Source organism: Actinotignum schaalii FB123-CNA-2, from assembly GCF_000411135.1.
Classification (GTDB): domain Bacteria; phylum Actinomycetota; class Actinomycetes; order Actinomycetales; family Actinomycetaceae; genus Actinotignum; species Actinotignum schaalii_A.
The window spans coordinates 59,189-75,686 of sequence record NZ_KE150264.1 but is presented as its reverse complement, the minus strand read 5'-3'; the positions used below and the strand labels follow the sequence as shown (position 1 = coordinate 75,686).

The following is a 16,498-nucleotide window of genomic DNA, read 5'->3' as shown; positions in this document are numbered from 1 at the left end:
GTGCCTGGCGCTAGCCTAGCTGCGTGCAACCGGCTACTTTCCAGCCACCGCGCCCGGCCCGAGGTGATCATCGCGGTCTGAGTACAGCACGGTAAAGCGTTCGACTACGACATCACCTGCCGGATTAAATTCCAGCCCGGCAGCTGCCGCTTCCGCTCGGAAAAACTCCGCGTGGGTAGCCCGCCAGCTCTCCAAACTGCCGTCCCCTTCGCCTTCGGCCCGCGCGATAACTGCGTTCACCTCCGGGAAAGGCATGACCTCCACGCTATCGGTGCGAATAAGGGCACGCGGGCGTTCCGCCCCATCCAGCACAATCGCTAAATCGCCTTTTTCGGGAAGTGGCACATCTTCGGCGCGGTAACTATCCGCCCAGCTCGACGTCGCAGTTTTCCTCCCCGCCACAATGAGTTCGGCAATCTCGGTGGCTTCTTCGGAGCTGAGGCCGAAACTAAATGCCGGGGGCCGGAAAGCGGAAATCGATTCGCCACCCGTGATGACCTCGAGCGGGTTGATTTTCCCACGGGTGACCGCACGGGCCCAAAAAGCTTCGAGGAAGCCTTCCACCTGGGTGTTCTCACTCATGGGTATCCTCCTCGGCCGGTGCGAATGGTTGTGTGGCAGCACCCGGGTTGAGGCCTTCGGCCTCCAGGGCAGCGTTAAGCCATTGGGTGGTAAGAATGCGCACCAGGGCATTAGCGCCCAGGGCCCCACCCGCAATGGTCAGCGCGCGATACCCGCGTTTATTCCAGCGCCGCGCTCCGGCGATAACCATCGCCAAGCCCAGGCCGGCCTGAGCGGAAGAAATAATCTCCAACAGCCGTGGATGATCCAGGTAGAGACGCCGATATACTTTCCACATCCCAGCCGGGGCGGAACCGTAGCCGGATACCTCATACGCTAGGGATGCTTTCATGCGCTCCGGGAAAGCCTGCGGCGTGAAAACGGTAGCCTCCGGAATATCCGCGGCTTCCCGCTCGCCGCGTAATACTTCGCCCACAGCTGCCGGCAGGCCTAGCACCTCGAGGAAACGCGGCACTGCTTCGGATACCGGGGCGGTCAGTGCCTCGGTCAGATCCCCGGCATCTACCTCCGGGAAATCATCAAGGATACGCCGCACCCGCGCACCCGCTCCCAGCTCTTCCCGGGAGAAAGCCGCAGCTGCGCTATCGGCTTCCACGTGCGGGAGGTCCTGGAGGGTATCCAGCCATTTCCAATAGGTAATACCGGAGTTCTGCCGGATGACCAAGACCGGGTTGCGCCAGCTCGGCGCCGCCCCGGCAGTGGAGAGCACGATCACGAATTCGGGCCGCCGCCCGATCTCTGCGTCGCGGGCCAGGGGCACATCGGCCACCATAACATTGGCGTTCCCATGCTCGAAAACAGCCACCGGTTTTTTGATCCGCGCCGCCAGACCCGGCACCCGCGCAAAAGGCACATCCGAAATCGCCACCATAGGCCCGTTGTGCATGGTCGGTATTTTTCCTTCGCCACCGGGCAGCAGCGGGGAATCAGAGACCGGCGCATCCCCGCCAACTTCTCCCGCGGCCGGATCCGCCGCGGGAGCGGCGGCGGCGTCGTTATGAAAATGCGCGTCCGCGTACGCGAGATCAGCTTCCGTGACATCCACTTCACCCAAATCAATATTCGGGTACACCACGTAACCATCCACTTCAATGTGGATTTTGCGCAGTTCGTGATCCATTTTTTGGGCGAAATCCGCGAGGTTGAGGCCGGGAACGATACCGGGTTCCTCCTGTGTGTTCCCAATATCCACACCCGTTCCGGAACGCTCGTTGCCGGGATGCTCTGCGCCCTCCGCGTCTGCCTCATCCGCTCCAGACCGCGTTCCAGACTGCGCACCGGACGTAGGAACGCCGGGCACACCCGCAGCACCGGAAGCGCCGGGATCCGCGGTGTCGCCTTCCGCCTCGGCCGCCTCCAGGACGCTCCGGATCGTGGCCACGCGGCGCCGCTTGCCGGTCACCGCAATCTCAAAACGGAAAATATCGCCGTCGTGATCCCCACGAACCACCACGCCTTCGCGCGCGAAGAAATCTTCAAGCTGGGCGGGGCTGGTCAGGCTCTGGTCGAGCCGCTGCACCTCACCGCGAACCGGCCTCCACTGATACATTGTCCCCTCCGTTCATCCTTGCCCGGATCCGATCAACCTGGTAGAGCGAAATTCCCGTGGCGACCGCGGCGTTGAGCGACTCCATGCGCGCAGCGATCGGAATTGAGGCAATCGCATCGCATTTATCACGAATGAGCCGCGCCAGCCCGCGCCCTTCCGAGCCGGTCACCAGCACCAGCGGAGTATCTGCCAGGCTGAGATTCTCCACGGTGGTGGAGCCGCCGCCGTCCAAACCGACCACGAAATATCCCATTTTCTTCAGTTCGTCGAGCGTGGACGCCAGGTTCGTTACCCGCGCCGTCGGTACAATCGACACCGCCCCGGCCGACACCTTCCACACCGTGGCATTCACGCCGGCCGCGCGGCGCTCCGGCACGATGACCGCATCCGCGTTGAAAGCCGCCGCGCTGCGCAGCACCGCCCCCAGATTATGCGGGTCGGTTACCGAATCGAGAGCCACGAAAAGTGGGAGCGGCCCGCCCGCTTCGTGGCGCTCCAGGGCCGCGCGTGCTTCTTCAATCGCATCCGCGTACTCATAGGGCGGCACTTCAATAGCCACGCCCTGGTGCACGGCGTTCTCCGTCATCCGGTCGAGCTCCCCGTGGGAAACCTCCACCAGCGGGGCACCCAACGCGGTGGCCTGAGCCACCAGCTCCGCCAGGCGCTCGTCACCCACCGCGGAAGTCTGCATAAAGACCCTTGTCAGAGGCACGCCGGCCCGCACCGCTTCGCGCACCGGGTTGCGCCCGCAAATCAGTTCGTGGCCGGCCGCGGTATGCAAGTCACGGCGCAGCTTAAGGCTGGAGCGTTCGCGCGCTTCGGCTTGCGCCTTGCGGGCATCGCGGACCTGCTTTTCTTTATAGGCCTTGTGGTAGACCCGTTCCTCCGCTTTCGGGGTGGGGCCCTTGCCTTCCAGGCGCCGGCGATTATTCCCGCCCGAGCCGACCGTGGCGCGCTTCTTGCCCTTGGGGCGCCGGGTGCGTCCGTCTCCCATATTTCTCCTACTTTTCTTCCGCGCCGGTGGCGGATTCTTCTACGTTGGTGGCGGACTTTTCCGTGCCGGTGGCGGGAGCCTTCGCCGCGGTGGCGGTTTTTTGCGCGTTTTCTAGGTGCCAGTGCGCGCCGTCCGCCGAATCTTCCACCGCGATGCCGGCCGCGTGCAAAGCATCGCGGAGCGCATCGGCCCGAGCCCAGTCTTTCGCGGCGCGCGCGGCCGCGCGTTCCGCCAGCATGGTATCGACGACGGCGCCCAGCGCCCGCGCGGTTGCTTTGTCAGCGCCACTGGAATTACGCCAAGGGGCAGCCAGGGGATCCAGCCCGAGCACATCGAGCATGGCCCGCACCCGCACCTGGGCGGCGCGCACTCCGGCGCTGTCCCGCTCCGCGAGCGCGGCGTTCCCGCGGCGTACCTCCTCATGGATCGCCGCCAGCCCACTCGAGACATTGAGATCATCATCGAGAGCCCGCACGAATGCTTCAGGTAGATCCGCCGGACCCACCGCCGCGATTTCTTCCGCCGGTACTTCTTCAGTGGCAGCCACCGAGCGTTCCACGAATCCGGCCAGGCGCTCCCACACCGCCCCGGCTTCCGCCAGGTTTTGCGGCGAGTAGTCTACGGTGGAGCGGTAGTGGACCGTTCCCAGCGCGAAACGCACCACCGCCGGGGATACCTGCGCGGTAACATCCTCCAACGAGACGACATTCCCCAGCGACTTACTTATTTTTTCGCCATTAACGGTCACCCAGGCGTTATGCATCCAGTACCGCGCGAAATTCCGCCCGGCAGCGTGGGCTTGCGCCTGCTCATTTTCATGGTGCGGGAAACGCAAATCGATCCCACCGCCGTGAATATCAAATTCCTTACCCAGGTAGTGGGTGGACATCGCGGTGCACTCCAGGTGCCAGCCCGGCCGCCCGCGCCCCCAGGGAGTATCCCAGGCCGCGCTTTCCGGTTCGCCCGGCTTGGGGGCCTTCCACAGCGCGAAATCGTGCGGATTGCGCTTATCGGCTTCCCCACCTTCCTCATCCACCACCATATTTTCAAGCTTTTGGCGGGTGAGGGAACCGTAATCGGGTAGCGATGCGACGTCGAAATACACATTGCCGGGCTTGCCCACATAAGCGTGGCCGGCATCGATAATCTCCTGAATAAGCGTGATCATCTGGGGAATGTGCCCGGTAGCGCGCGGCTCATACGTGGGATCCAGGATGCCGAGGGTACGGTAGGCGGCGCTGAATTCCTTTTCGAAACGGTAGGCCCATGCCCACCACGGAGCACCGGCCTGCGCCGACTTATCGAGGATCTTATCGTCAATATCGGTAACGTTGCGCACCAGGCGCACCTCATTACCGCAGCGGCGCAGCCACCGCACCAGCACATCGAAGGCCAGAGCGGAGCGAATATGCCCGATATGCGGGGACCCCTGCACCGTTGCGCCGCACAGGTACACACTGACCTTCCCGGGTTCCAGGGGAACGAAATCCCGGACGGCACGGGCTGACGAATCATAGATCTTGAAGCTCACGTAGCCAGTTTACCCGCTCCCTGCCGGCCAGGCAGCGCCCTTCCTCTGCTGGTGTACCCGGGCCGTGCTACTGCCTGGTGGCCGAAGCTGCGCCGTCGTACCCATGCCTGTACTACTTCCCCGCGAGCGCCGTTCAACGCCTCGTTACCCTCCTGGCCTACGATGAAGCCATGCATAACACTTCCGCGCGTTCCGTTCTTTTCAACCGCCGGGTTTTCCCGTGGGCGCTGTGGGACTGGGGTTCGGCAGCTTTTAACGCCGTCGTCACGACCTTCGTTTTCACCCCGTATCTGTCCAATGAAAAATTCTTCGGGTCCCAGGCCAATGCCTTGATCGGCTGGGGCTTGGCGCTCGCCGGGCTGCTCGTGGCACTTGTCGCCCCGGCGGTGGGGCAATGGGCGGACCGGTCAGGAAAGAAAAATTCCCTCCTTACCCTCACCACCCTCGTCACCATTGTGTGCATGGCGCTGCTGTTCTTTGTGGCACCCTCGCCTTCCTACCTGTGGCTCGGGGTGGTGCTGCTGGCCATCGGCAATATTGTTTTCGAGATCGGTTCGGTGGTCTACAACGCGATGGTCACCGATATTTCCACGCCAGCCACCCTGGGCCGTATCTCCGGTTTCGGTTGGGGCATGGGGTACGTGGGCGGTATCGTGCTGCTCCTCATCCTTTTCATTGGTTTCATCAGCCCGGATACCGGCTGGTTCGGGGTGACGAGCGCGAACGGTATGAACATTCGCGTGTGTATGATCGCCTGTGCGCTGTGGACGCTGATTTTTTCCGCCCCACTTATGGTGCTCTCACGTGACGAAGCTCCGCACGGGGAACAATCCCGCGGCGTTATCGCCGCCTACCGGGCTATTTTCCGCTCTATTGCGCGGCTGTGGCACGCGGATCGCTCCACGTTCTGGTTCCTGATTTCTTCCGCGATTTACCGCGACGGTCTGGCTGGCGTCTTCGCCTTCGGCGGGGTGCTCGCGGCCCGCGTTTTTGGTTTCACGCCCGGTGAAGTCATGATTTTCGGCATCGCGGCGAACGTGATTGCGGGGGTTGCGACCATTGCTTTCGGGTGGTTGGAAGATATTATCGGCGCGCGCCGCGTTATTTTAATATCGCTCACCCTCATGATCGCGTGCGGCTGTGTGTTGTTCTTTATGCACGACGCCGGAAAATCCCTCTTCTGGGTCTTCGGCTCCCTACTGTGCATTTTCGTGGGGCCGGTCCAGAGCTCTTCGCGTACCTATCTGGCGCGCCGCGCCGGCCGGGAGAATAGCGGCGAGCTTTTTGGCCTTTATGCCACCACCGGCCGCGCGGTTTCTTTCCTCACCCCGGCGCTTTATTCGGCTGCGATTATGAGCTTCGGTGCACTCGCCGGGGTGAGTGGGGATGCCGCGGCCCACTACGGCATTCTGGGGATTATTGCGGTGCTCGCGGTGGGGCTGGCCGCTTTCTACGGTTCGCTGCGCGCCGGGCGGCGATAACTCTGGCATCGGCCGCCGGAGAAGCCCGGCGCTCATCTGCGGCGAGCCACCGCAGTCCCAGCGGGGCACTATATGTTTTCAGACCTGTAGTGTATTTGTCGTACATGCGAAGTACACCTCGGAAAAACACACCCGCCTCCCGCCGGCGCGGCGCAGGTGGAGTGAGTCGTTCTCAAGCGCCGAGGCTGCACAACGTGCATTTTGGACCGTTGGGTGCGCAGAATGTACGTCCCTGACAATAAAACAGGGAAAAACTGTCACCCATGTACATTTTGTTAGCCGGCCTGGTCGCTCACTTCCTCGAAGTGGGCATTCTGGACAGGCGAACCTGCACAGTGGGCGTAAGGAACCCAATCCCCGGTGAAAACGGTGCTGTTATGCCCACTTTGTATCTCAGGGTTGGCTTGGTGCCGGCTCGGTGGGCCGGGACGGGAACGTACTTAGCGAGACGGATGCTAGATCGGGTTGGGTTGGGCTGGCGTCCAGCTCCACGACGTGGCGCCAAAGTGGTACTAGAGAACATCGGACTGCACAGAATGGTACTGCACGACAGGAAACCGTGCTTTGACCGTAGCTCCAGTACCACTCTGTTCGTGATCACCGGGTGCTGAGACCACGCTGGTGTAAGCAGCGGTCACAAAGTGCAAATTCCGGACGGTCGGGGGCGCGTAGTGCAAACTCAGAGCAGAAATCGGGCCAAAATGGTGCGTAGATGTGCACCCTGTTGCGAGCTGCGGACAGCCCGCCATGAGCGACTCGTTTTTCTGGCCCGAGGTACCTCGGGCCAGCTGGCAGCGTCGTCGAACTTTAATGCGTGAAGCGGCCCGGGAGCCTTCCCGGACCGCTTTATTCACACGAATCTCAAAACGTGCCTGTGCTTCAAAACGAGCGTGCACCGTGAAACGAAGACACCACGCATCTCAGGAGGACTAGGCGGACGCCGCGGCACCTTCTTCCGAGCTACTTTCCCGGCCCTCGTTACCTTCGGCCAGGATCTCATCGAGGAGTTCACCGGCTTCTTCTTCGCTCAATTCGCGGGCGAGGGCAATTTCCGAGCAGAGGATCTGGCGGGCGCGCTGGAGCATCCGCTTCTCCCCCGCGGAGAGGTGACGATCCGTATCCCGGCGCGTGAGGTCACGCACCACTTCGGCTACCTTATTAACATCTCCCGAGGTGAGCTTTTCGGTATTCGCCTTGAAACGCCGGCTCCAATTGGAAGGTTCTTCCACATCCTGTTCGCGCAGAACCCGGAACACCACTTCAAGCTGATCTTCGTTGGAGACATCGCGGACCCCAACTTCCTCGATGGATTCGGCCGGAACCTGAATGACCATATCGCCCTGCATGACGTTAAGCGTGAGGTAGGTGCGCTTTTCACCCCTGATAATCTTGTCCGAAATATCAGTAATTTCCGCTGCCCCGTGATGCGGGTAAATAACGGTTTCTCCGACCTTGAACGGCATTGAATCAGAACCCTTTCTCCGCTGCGCGTTCGCGCAATATGCGCATATCCGATAGACATTTTACCATTGACGGTGTAGTCTCTGATCTTTTTTGCGCTGCAAGCCACAAAGGGCTGCGGTGCGGGCCACAGCTTCGCTATTCAGAAACCAGCTTATAACCGAGCCCACGCACCGTAACCAGCGCGGTGGGCGCGGAAGGATCCACCTCAATCTTCGAGCGAATCCGCTTGACGTGCACATCCAGGGTCTTGGTATCACCCATATAATCCAAACCCCAGATACGGTCAAGAATCTGGGGACGGGTAAGCACCCGATCCGGATTACGCAAGAAGAGTTCAAGCAGCTCGAATTCCCGCAGCGGCATACTGATGAGTTCTCCGCCCACATACACTTCGTGCTTATCGGTATCCATTTCTACCCGGCCCACGCGCAGCACGTCTTCGTCCACGTCGTCCGCGGCCCCGGTACTCGCCCGGCGCAGCACCGCCCGCACCCGCGCCACCAATTCCCGGTAAGAATAGGGCTTGGTGACATAGTCATCCGCCCCTACCTCCAAACCGACCACCTTATCGATTTCGGAATCTTTGGCGGTGAGCATAATGATGGGCACATCCGAGGTGGCTCGAATCCGGCGGCACACTTCCTCGCCGGACATGCCCGGAAGCATGAGGTCAAGAAGCACCACATCGGGGCGCGCCACCCGGAATTGTTCCAGGGCCGCGGTACCATCCGCGGCGGTGACCACCTCGTAACCGTCCCGGCCCAGGTTGAATGCGAGGGTGTCACGGTAGGTAGGTTCGTCATCAACAACAAGAATCGTGGTCATGGTGTTTTGTTACTTCCTCTCCGAATGCTCAAGCGCATTAGTTTCAGGGCTGGGAGCCGCCTCGGGAATATAGGGTTCGGGTAGGCAGATGGTGAAGGTGGAGCCCTGGCCTACCTTGCTCCATAATTTGATGCGCCCGCCGTGGTCTTGCACCACATGTTTGACGATGGCGAGGCCGATCCCGGAGCCGCCGGAATTACGATCCCGGGCCGCATCCCCGCGGTAGAAACGCTCAAAAATACGTTCGCGTTGCGCCGCGTCAATTCCCTCTCCTTGGTCGACGACGGAAATAAGCACCTGCCCATCCGCCAGCGATGTTGCTACCGAGACCCGCCCGTGCGGCCGGGTATAGCGCACCGCATTATCCAGCAGATTGCGAACCGCGGTGGCGAGCATGCGCCTATCGCCGTAAACCGTGAGGCCCGGCTGCCCGCCGCTCACAATTTTCACCCCGCGATTAGCGGCTTCCACATCCATGCGGGCCACCGATTCGGCTACCACCGCATCCACATCAACAAGTTCCGTGGTGGTGAGGGCATTACCTTCTTGGAGGCGCGAAAGCTCGATAATATCCTGCACCAGACCGCGCAAGCGCACCACTTCGGTATCTAGCTGGGCGGTGAAATGCCGGACCGCTTCCGGATCATCCGCCGCGCTTTCCAGGGTTTCCACCAGCAAAGAAATTGCCCCCACCGGGGTCTTTAATTCATGGGAAACATTCGCCACGAAATCGCGCCGGGTTTCTTCCAGTTTGAGCTTCTCGGTATTGTCCTCGAAAAGCACGAGCACCCGCCCGCCGGACAGCGGCGCGGCGTAAACCATCAGGCGGGTATCGCTCTGATTTTTCAGCGTGGATCGTTTAATGGAGAGCGGGCGGGAGAGCACCTCCCCGGTATCGCGCACCCGCGCCACCAGTTGGATGAACTCCGGGCGCACCAGGCGATCATCGCGCACCAGCCCGAAACTATACGCTTGGGTAGAGGCCCGTTCCACCACGTCAAGGGCGGACACCAGCACAAAGAATTGCGGAATCGCCTCGAGGACTTTCACGGCGTCCTCCACCGGCTCTACCGGCGCGGTTACCCGCAATGGGCGCAGCGAACGCTGCGAATAGGCGAAAGCCAGGGAGGCGATAATGCCCACGGCGATCCCCCCGCAGACCGCGGCAAGCACAGCGATTCCTTCAACCATGGTTCCAGACTAGCCTGTCCGAGCGCGGCCTGGCACGCCCGACGGCCCCGAAAGCCCGCTATTTACCTACTGTTTACGGAATATGCCGCTAGTGTTAACCCCATACTGCTGAAATAAGACCTGTGGTGCGCCGCCGTGCGCTACAAACGCGCCCGCGGGCGCACAGAAATGAGGAGCTTTAATGCGTCAAGAATTCCGCAACGAAATGAAGACGCTCGAGGAAACGCTTGCCAAGCAGGCTCGCAGCGCCGCTCGGGCGATGGAACACGCCGCAGATTCGCTGCGGAACGCCAACCTGGCCCTGGCGGAATCGGTTATCGATGCCGATGCAAATATTGATGAGCTGCAGCGTCAGATTGAAGATATGGCTATTTCGCTGCTGGCGCGCCAGGCGCCGGTTGCCTCGGATTTGCGGACCGTGGTGACTGCCATGCGCATCGCCATTACCCTGGAGCGCATGGGTGATCTGGCCCGGCACGTTGCCTATATCGCGCGCGGGCGTTTCCCCGAACGCGTGGTGGGCGGCCCCGGCTATGACCTGCTCGTACGCATGGCCGATGAGGCCGTGCGAGTGGGCCGCCAGGTGGAAGAGCTCGTGCGCAAGCAGGATCTTGCCATCGCCGATGAGATTGACGAACGCGATGAAGTTCTTGACGACCTGCACCGCCAGTCCTTCCAGCTGGTTCTCGACGAAGATAACGGCATGAGCCACCAGGAAATCGTGGACGTGGTGCTGCTGGGCCGTTTCCTGGAACGCTACGGGGATCACGGGGTCACCGTGGCGCGCCGCATGCACTTCCTGGTCACCGGCTTGCGCGTGGATGTGGAATCCACCCCGGGCACCGAAGAAGAAATGCTCGGTGGCGATTTCCCCGCAGGTTTCTCCGCCGGGGATATGGAAGATTAATATAGTACTACCGCCGCTCCGGCCAGGATCGCGTGCCAGCTAGGCAGGCGGCCGGCTGGCCGCGGCGGCGTCGTACGGGCCTGTACTACGCGCGGTCGCTACCGCGTGCGGTGCGGGCCCGCACCAGTTTCCCACGCACCGGAACACTCAGCCACACGAGGGCGAAAAGCGCCGTCGTAACCAGCACGATAGCCGCGCCCGCCGGAATATCCGCCGCCCAGGAAAGCCACACCCCCACGAAAGCGCTGGCGCACCCGAGGAGCGGGGCGAGCAGCATCATCGTGCCCACCCGGTCGGTCAGCAGGCGGGCGGTGGCGGCCGGGGTGACGAGCAGCGCCAGCACCAGAATATTGCCGATGGACTGTACGGAAATGACCACCGCGAGCGCCACGGTGAGGTAGAGGCACACGTCCACAAGCAGGACGCGGGTGCCGGTGGCGCGCGCGAAATCGCGGTCCACGCTCACGGAGAGCAGCGCCGGGTGGAGCACGGCGAGGAAAAGAAGCACGGCCGCGGCCACGATGGCGGACGTGAGCACGTCGGAGCTATCCACGCCGGTGAGCGAACCGAAAAGGAAAGATTCGAGGGACCCGGTATAGCCGGGGATGCGCGCGATGAGCGCCACGCCGAAAGCGAAAGCCGCGGCCATAAAGATGCCGATGATCGAGTCTTCGCGCAGGTTGCGGTTTTGCGAGGCGAGCGCGATAAGAAGGGCGACGACGCCGCCCGCGACCGCTCCGCCCACCAGAATGGAACCCTGGAGCGCGAAAGCGATGACGATACCGGGGAAAACGGCGTGGGCGAGGGCATCTCCTAGGAAGGACATGCCGCGCAGGACCACGTGTACGCCCACCGCCCCGCACACGACCGCGGAGAGCATGGCAACGAGGAGCGCGCGCGGGAGGAAGCCGAGCACCGGATTGGATAAATCGGCTAGAAAATCGAAGAAACTCATGCTTTCACCATTCCGAGGACGCGCAGCAGCGGCGAGGAAGCCCGCACTTGGAAGGTTTCCATCCACAGGTCGGCGCGGAGGATATCGGCGGGCGGACCGGCCGCGATAATTGTGCGATTGAGGAGGGCCACCCGGGTGGAAATATCGACGGCCTGGGTGAGGTCGTGGGTGGACATAATAATTCCGGCCCCGCCGGCGCGCAGCGAGAGGAAAAGATCGGCCAGGGAATCCTGGGTGGGGTGGTCAAGTCCGGTAAAGGGCTCGTCCAGGAGGAGGATGGCCGGGTCGCGCACAAGGGCGCGCGCGATGAGGATGCGCTGTTGCTGCCCGCCGGAAAGCTGCCCGATGGGCCGACGCCGCATCTCGAATAAATCGACCCTATCGAGCGCGGCATAGACCTTTTCCCACGCGTTCCGCCCGAGGCGGGTGCGGGCGAGCAGCCCGCGGCGTTCGAGGCCGGTGGCCACCAGTTCTTCCACGCTCATGGGGTAACCCCATTGGGTTGCGCGCGACTGCGGCACGTAGCCGATGGCACGGTGTGGGCGGCCGGGCCGGACCCGCTCCCCGCGCACCTCAATCGTGCCCGCTGCCGGCGTGAGCAGCCCCATAATGCTGCGCATGAGGGTGGTTTTCCCGGCGCCGTTCGGGCCGATGAGGCCAACGAGTTCACCGGCTGCCACCTCGAGATTGACATCGCGGAGCACCCGCACTCCCCCGAGGACAACCGCCAGGTCACGGACCGTTAATGCCGGCACGATTCCTCCCCTTCCGCGCTATCGCGGGTCTGGGTACGGGCTGCGAGCGCGGCGGCCTGGTGGCGGCGGCGTGAAGCACGCGCCCCGATAAAGCCGGCGGCAATGAGAATCACAGCACCGGCGCAGCCGATAACAACCCAGCGCAGCGGGATCTCCGCTTCGCCGCCAGCGGGGTTCTGGGCACCGTTCGCGCCCGATTGCGCCGTACCGGATTGACCGCCGCCGGATTGCCCCGCCCGGGCGTTATCCGCGGCCGAGCCGGTGGCAGCTGCACCATCGCTGCCGCTGGGCCACTGGGCCGCGCGGGCGGCGTCGGCAGAAGTATTCGCCCCCACCGCGAAACGCAAGGTCACGGTTTTCTCCACCTGGGTACCGTCCGTGAGCTGGGCGGATACCGTCAGGCGCACCAGGTGTACGCCGGGCTGGGTGAAGACCCAATTGGCGTGGGTGTGGGTATTGAGGGAAACGTGGACCGGCTGCGAGGTGGCCACTTCGGAATTCCACAGCAGGGTGGGTCCGGAGAAGTTCCCCGAATCGACGAAGGCGGTGAACTGGCCTTCACCGGCGTGCCCGCCGTAGGTGAGGGCCACATCCCCGTTGACGCGGCTGACCACGCCGGGATCCTGAGTATTCCAGCCCAACCACACCACGTCAGCGAGCTGCTGCTGCGGGATCACGTAGGCGGGGCCGGAAGCATGAATAAAGGAGTAGGCGTCGGTGGCGGGCACCTCCATGCGGGCTGCATCCCCCACTCGGAAGACCACGTCATCCACGGAACGCCATACCGGCGCGGCACCCGAATCATCGCGCACCAGGAAATCCCAACCGGCATCCGTCAGGCGCGGGCCCATATCCACGTGACCGGAGCTGATCTCCACCGGGGTGCCGGCCGGGGCCAGCTGTTCATCCCCGCTCACCGTTTGGGTGAGGGCCGGGTCAACCGCGGTGCTGGAGCCAGGCGCGGTGGGTGCCGGGTCCGGATGGGCGAAGGCGCGCGCGGGCAGCGTCAGCACCAGGGCACAGCTGAGCGCAGCTACAACCAGCGCGGCGAGACTGCGTGCGCAAACAGAGCGGACGTTGGCAAATCGAGTCATGAGTTGTCCTTCGTGGTTTCGGTGGCAGGAAGCTGATCGGTAGCGGTTGCCAGGGGCAGACGCGGCACCTCGTAATCGGGAGGCCAGGCCGGCAGTGCGCCCGGGTCGAGGCAGTTTTTCAGGGCGCGGCCATTGGCAATCATCATGGCTTCGTAGGTGGTGGCAGCGCCGTCGAAAGAATCAGAATAGAGCTGGCAGACCGCCACGCCCGCCGCGCTTGCCACCGCCCGCAGCTCTCCGGCGTGCGACGCCGTGGTCGGTTCCCCGAAAACAGCGGGAACACGCAGGTCCATGAGCGTGTGGGTGAGATTGGCGAGCTGGCGCGCGGAGGGTTCCAGCGCCGGATTCGGGGTGACGAAACCAACCGTGTCCAGGCCGTAAGCGCGGGCCAGATAGCCGAAGCCATCGTGCGCGGTCACGAGCTTGCGCTGCCGCGCCGGGATCGAGGCGACGACGCCGCGCAGCCACTCATCCAGCCCCTGCAATCTGGCGATATAGGCTTGCGCATTCGCCGCGTACGTCGGGGCGCCGGCGGGATCCAGGGCGCTGAGCTCGGCGGCGATGGTTTCCACGTAAGCGACGGCATTGGAGGCATCCAGCCAAAGGTGCGGATCAACATCGCCGTGCACGTGTTCCCCCAGAACCGCCTGAGCCAATACCCAGCTGGTATCCCCGGCTCGCCCCAGGAAACGCCAGGCGGGCTCACCGGGAATATGGGTGGCTACGGTGTGCGGGACCGCGATGACCGCGCTATCCGGGGATACCTCGGTGGTGCGGGCCGATTCGATTTCCCCGCGCAGGGTAATGGCGCCGCTATCGGCCATGGTGATATCCACGTGGCCGGCGTCGATCACGCGGCTACGCCCGGTTGTGGCCGGGTCCACCCCGACCGCAAAGACCACTGTTCCTTCCCCGAGGCTGCGGCTCTGCCCGTTTTCCTGCACTTCGGCGCGCATGCGCAATTCGTAAATACCGGGGGCGGAAAAAGCCCAGGACATATGGGTATGGGCCTGGGCCGGAAGATCCACGTGCCCGAGTTCGTCACGCGAGGAATCGATATAGACCTTGGGCTGCCCGAACGTTCCGGTGGTGAAAGCGGCGAGGGTGCCCGGGCCGGTAACCGAGAGCGCGCGCAGCGAAACAATGGGAGCGGAGGTGGTGGAAGCGGACGGTGCGGCGTCGTTCCCCTCCTGCGACTGGGGCGCAACCGGTGCACCGGCCCGGAAACCGAGCCACACAGTGCTGAGCGCCGCATCCTCCACAAGTGCAATATGGCGCGCGCCGTATGCGACGGCCGCCTCACCCAAACCGACGTTCTTCACGCCGGGGCGCCTGGTAGCATCCATGGTGGCGAGCAGCGCTTGGTCTTCCAGCAGCAATTGGTTGGAGAAGACGATGTCCGCCCGGGCCAGTTCCCGCAATGACCGCAGTGACGGTTCAAAAGAATGCGGGTCCGCCCCGGGCGGCACAAGGGAGGTCACCTCACCCCGCTCGCCCAGAACGTTCTGGGCGAGGTCCGCGAGTATCGGAGTGGAGGCGACTACCCGTGGCGCATCGGAGTTCCGATCGCCAGTTTCGGCGCGGGTCCTCACTCCCGCGGCCGAAACACTACCCGCCAGCGCTTCCTGGCTCCCACCGGAAGGGATACCGGCAGGGCAGACCATCGCAACGATGGACGCGATGGCGGGTAGCAGCTTCCTCATGCTCGGACACACACCTCCGGATACGTGAATCCAGGCCGCCGGGCGGCGGCGCTGCGCTCGGCATGTAACCGGGCGCTTCCCAGGCAGCGGCCGAGCCGCCCATAAGCGGTAACGATAACCGTTATCATTACCAGCTCAATGGTAGGGGGTGGGGCGGGGATGGACAAGTCCCGGCCGCGAAGCCGTGACTGAGTTCATAGCGGGGCGCGGTGCGGGCGCGCGGAAGGTGCGCGCGGGAAGCCGCACCGCACCCGCCCGTACTTAACAGCAGCAGGGCCCCGGTCTGACCGGAGCCCTGCTTGACTCTTAGCCTTCTAATTCAGCGCTAGAGACTGCGACTTACTTGCGAACTACTTGCCCTGGTTGGCAACTTCCGCGATCTTCTTCTGCGCTTCGGGATCGAGGTAGGTGCCGCCCTTCTTGACGGGCTTGAGGGTTTCCTCATCGAGCTCGTACACCAGCGGAATGCCGGTGGGGATGTTCACGCCCACAATGTCATCATCGGAGATGTCATCAAGGTACTTAACGATACCGCGCAGCGAATTGCCGTGCGCCGCGATCATGACGGTTTTCCCGGTCTTGATAGCGGGGACGATATCGGATTCCCAGTAGGGCAGCGCGCGCGCGAGCACATCCTTGAGGCATTCCGAACGCGGGATCGGTTCACCGGCATAGCGAGGATCCTGATCCTGCGACCATTCCGAACCGAGCTCAATGGCCGGCGGCGGAACATCGTAGGAGCGGCGCCACTGCATGAACTGTTCTTCGCCGTATTCGTCGCGGATTTCCTTCTTGTTCTTGCCCTGCAGCGCGCCGTAGTGGCGTTCGTTGAGGTGCCAGGAACGCTGCACCGGGATCCAGTGGCGATCACATTCATCCAGGGCAATATTCGCCGTGGTGATCGCGCGCCGGAGCAGCGAGGTGAACAGGAGGTCGGGGAGGATGTTGTTCTCCTTGAGGAGCTTGCCACCGTGAGCGGCTTCCGCACGCCCCTTCTCCGAGAGCGGCACATCAACCCAACCGGTGAACAGGTTCTTTGCGTTCCAATCGCTCTCGCCATGGCGGAGCAATACCAGTGTGTAGGTCATATCGTTATTCTTTCATGTCACGGCGCGGGTTACCACGCCCTTTGCCTAGAACTTAAAGGGGAACGACGACGCCGTGCGCCCGCGCCCGGCATCACTGCCGGCCGCGTGCGCGGACTGGGCCACCAGCAGCTTGACAGTCGATTGACTGCCGAGCAGCCGCTTAGCAACCCGGCGCGTTCGATTCCACCGAGCAGGATCCGGGGCCCGAGGAACTCGGGTCGGAACTGGGGTTATCCGAAGGGGACGAGGAACACGAGGCCAGAGCCAGGGAACACAGCAGCGCACCCGCCACAGTCAGTAGTTTCTTCTTCACCTTACCCACTCTACCGATGGAAGCTCGCCGCGGGCGAGCCTTGAGGCCTAGCGCGGCGGGCGCCGG

The 16,498-nt window shown here is 63.1% G+C and carries 15 protein-coding genes; 2 read left to right on the top strand and 13 right to left on the bottom strand.

All coding sequences use genetic code 11. The annotated features are described in order from the left end of the window. Window positions 1-33: 33 nt before the first annotated feature. From HMPREF9237_RS08595 to cysS, 4 genes are read right to left on the bottom strand one after another with little or no spacing between them, the layout of a single operon-like run. Entirely contained in the window at window positions 34-582 is a 549-nt protein-coding gene (locus tag HMPREF9237_RS08595) for an ASCH domain-containing protein (protein WP_016443358.1), read from the bottom strand. Continuing rightward, window positions 575-2,131: a hypothetical protein gene (locus tag HMPREF9237_RS09550; RefSeq protein ID WP_016443357.1), complete on the bottom strand. Its 1,557-nt coding sequence runs from the start codon at window positions 2,129-2,131 to the stop codon at window positions 575-577. The genes HMPREF9237_RS08595 and HMPREF9237_RS09550 overlap by 8 nt, the downstream gene beginning before the upstream one ends. Then, window positions 2,103-3,125, bottom strand: coding sequence for a 23S rRNA (guanosine(2251)-2'-O)-methyltransferase RlmB (gene rlmB, locus HMPREF9237_RS08585; RefSeq protein ID WP_016443356.1), 1,023 nt, complete (start codon window positions 3,123-3,125; stop codon window positions 2,103-2,105). The genes HMPREF9237_RS09550 and rlmB overlap by 29 nt, the downstream gene beginning before the upstream one ends. A 7-nt stretch (window positions 3,126-3,132) precedes the next feature. Beyond that, entirely contained in the window at window positions 3,133-4,656 is a 1,524-nt protein-coding gene (cysS, locus tag HMPREF9237_RS08580; protein WP_016443355.1) for a cysteine--tRNA ligase, read from the bottom strand. A 170-nt stretch (window positions 4,657-4,826) separates the two neighbouring features. Here cysS and HMPREF9237_RS08575 point away from each other — a divergent pair, with 170 nt between their 5' ends. Next, window positions 4,827-6,137: an MFS transporter gene (locus tag HMPREF9237_RS08575; protein ID WP_155876052.1), complete on the top strand. Its 1,311-nt coding sequence runs from the start codon at window positions 4,827-4,829 to the stop codon at window positions 6,135-6,137. 929 nt (window positions 6,138-7,066) lie between these two features. On the opposite strand, the gene HMPREF9237_RS08570 is transcribed toward HMPREF9237_RS08575, so the two are convergent. From HMPREF9237_RS08570 to HMPREF9237_RS08560, 3 genes are all read right to left on the bottom strand, one after another. Then, window positions 7,067-7,600, bottom strand: a complete 534-nt coding sequence (locus tag HMPREF9237_RS08570; protein ID WP_016443353.1) for a CarD family transcriptional regulator — start codon at window positions 7,598-7,600, stop codon at window positions 7,067-7,069. Window positions 7,601-7,736: 136 nt separating this feature from the next. After that, window positions 7,737-8,426, bottom strand: a complete 690-nt coding sequence (locus HMPREF9237_RS08565; RefSeq protein WP_016443352.1) for a response regulator transcription factor — start codon at window positions 8,424-8,426, stop codon at window positions 7,737-7,739. Window positions 8,427-8,435: 9 nt separating this feature from the next. Next, entirely contained in the window at window positions 8,436-9,617 is a 1,182-nt protein-coding gene (locus HMPREF9237_RS08560; protein WP_039899279.1) for a sensor histidine kinase, read from the bottom strand. Between the two features lie 181 nt (window positions 9,618-9,798). On the opposite strand from HMPREF9237_RS08560, the gene phoU reads away from it, so the two are divergent. Further along, the gene (gene phoU, locus HMPREF9237_RS08555; protein WP_016443350.1) at window positions 9,799-10,524 is read left to right on the top strand and encodes a phosphate signaling complex protein PhoU; all 726 of its coding nucleotides are present in this window, start codon (window positions 9,799-9,801) and stop codon (window positions 10,522-10,524) included. Between the two features lie 85 nt (window positions 10,525-10,609). Here the strand turns inward: phoU and HMPREF9237_RS08550 are convergent, their stop codons facing one another. The 6 genes from HMPREF9237_RS08550 to HMPREF9237_RS09545 all read right to left on the bottom strand — a co-directional run bounded on the left by HMPREF9237_RS08550 (window position 10,610) and on the right by HMPREF9237_RS09545 (window position 16,432). Beyond that, entirely contained in the window at window positions 10,610-11,479 is an 870-nt protein-coding gene (locus HMPREF9237_RS08550; protein WP_016443349.1) for an anchored repeat-type ABC transporter permease subunit, read from the bottom strand. Further along, window positions 11,476-12,234, bottom strand: coding sequence for an anchored repeat-type ABC transporter ATP-binding subunit (locus HMPREF9237_RS08545; protein ID WP_016443348.1), 759 nt, complete (start codon window positions 12,232-12,234; stop codon window positions 11,476-11,478). Before HMPREF9237_RS08545 ends, HMPREF9237_RS08550 begins: the two co-directional genes overlap by 4 nt. Continuing rightward, window positions 12,222-13,328, bottom strand: coding sequence for a choice-of-anchor M domain-containing protein (locus tag HMPREF9237_RS08540; RefSeq protein ID WP_016443347.1), 1,107 nt, complete (start codon window positions 13,326-13,328; stop codon window positions 12,222-12,224). Before HMPREF9237_RS08540 ends, HMPREF9237_RS08545 begins: the two co-directional genes overlap by 13 nt. Then, entirely contained in the window at window positions 13,325-15,031 is a 1,707-nt protein-coding gene (locus HMPREF9237_RS08535) for an anchored repeat ABC transporter, substrate-binding protein (RefSeq protein WP_016443346.1), read from the bottom strand. Before HMPREF9237_RS08535 ends, HMPREF9237_RS08540 begins: the two co-directional genes overlap by 4 nt. A 350-nt stretch (window positions 15,032-15,381) precedes the next feature. After that, complete coding sequence (locus tag HMPREF9237_RS08530; protein ID WP_016443345.1) at window positions 15,382-16,119, bottom strand: phosphoglyceromutase; 738 nt, start codon at window positions 16,117-16,119, stop codon at window positions 15,382-15,384. A gap of 160 nt (window positions 16,120-16,279) precedes the next feature. Then, window positions 16,280-16,432, bottom strand: a complete 153-nt coding sequence (locus HMPREF9237_RS09545; RefSeq protein ID WP_154653577.1) for a hypothetical protein — start codon at window positions 16,430-16,432, stop codon at window positions 16,280-16,282. Window positions 16,433-16,498 lie beyond the last annotated feature (66 nt).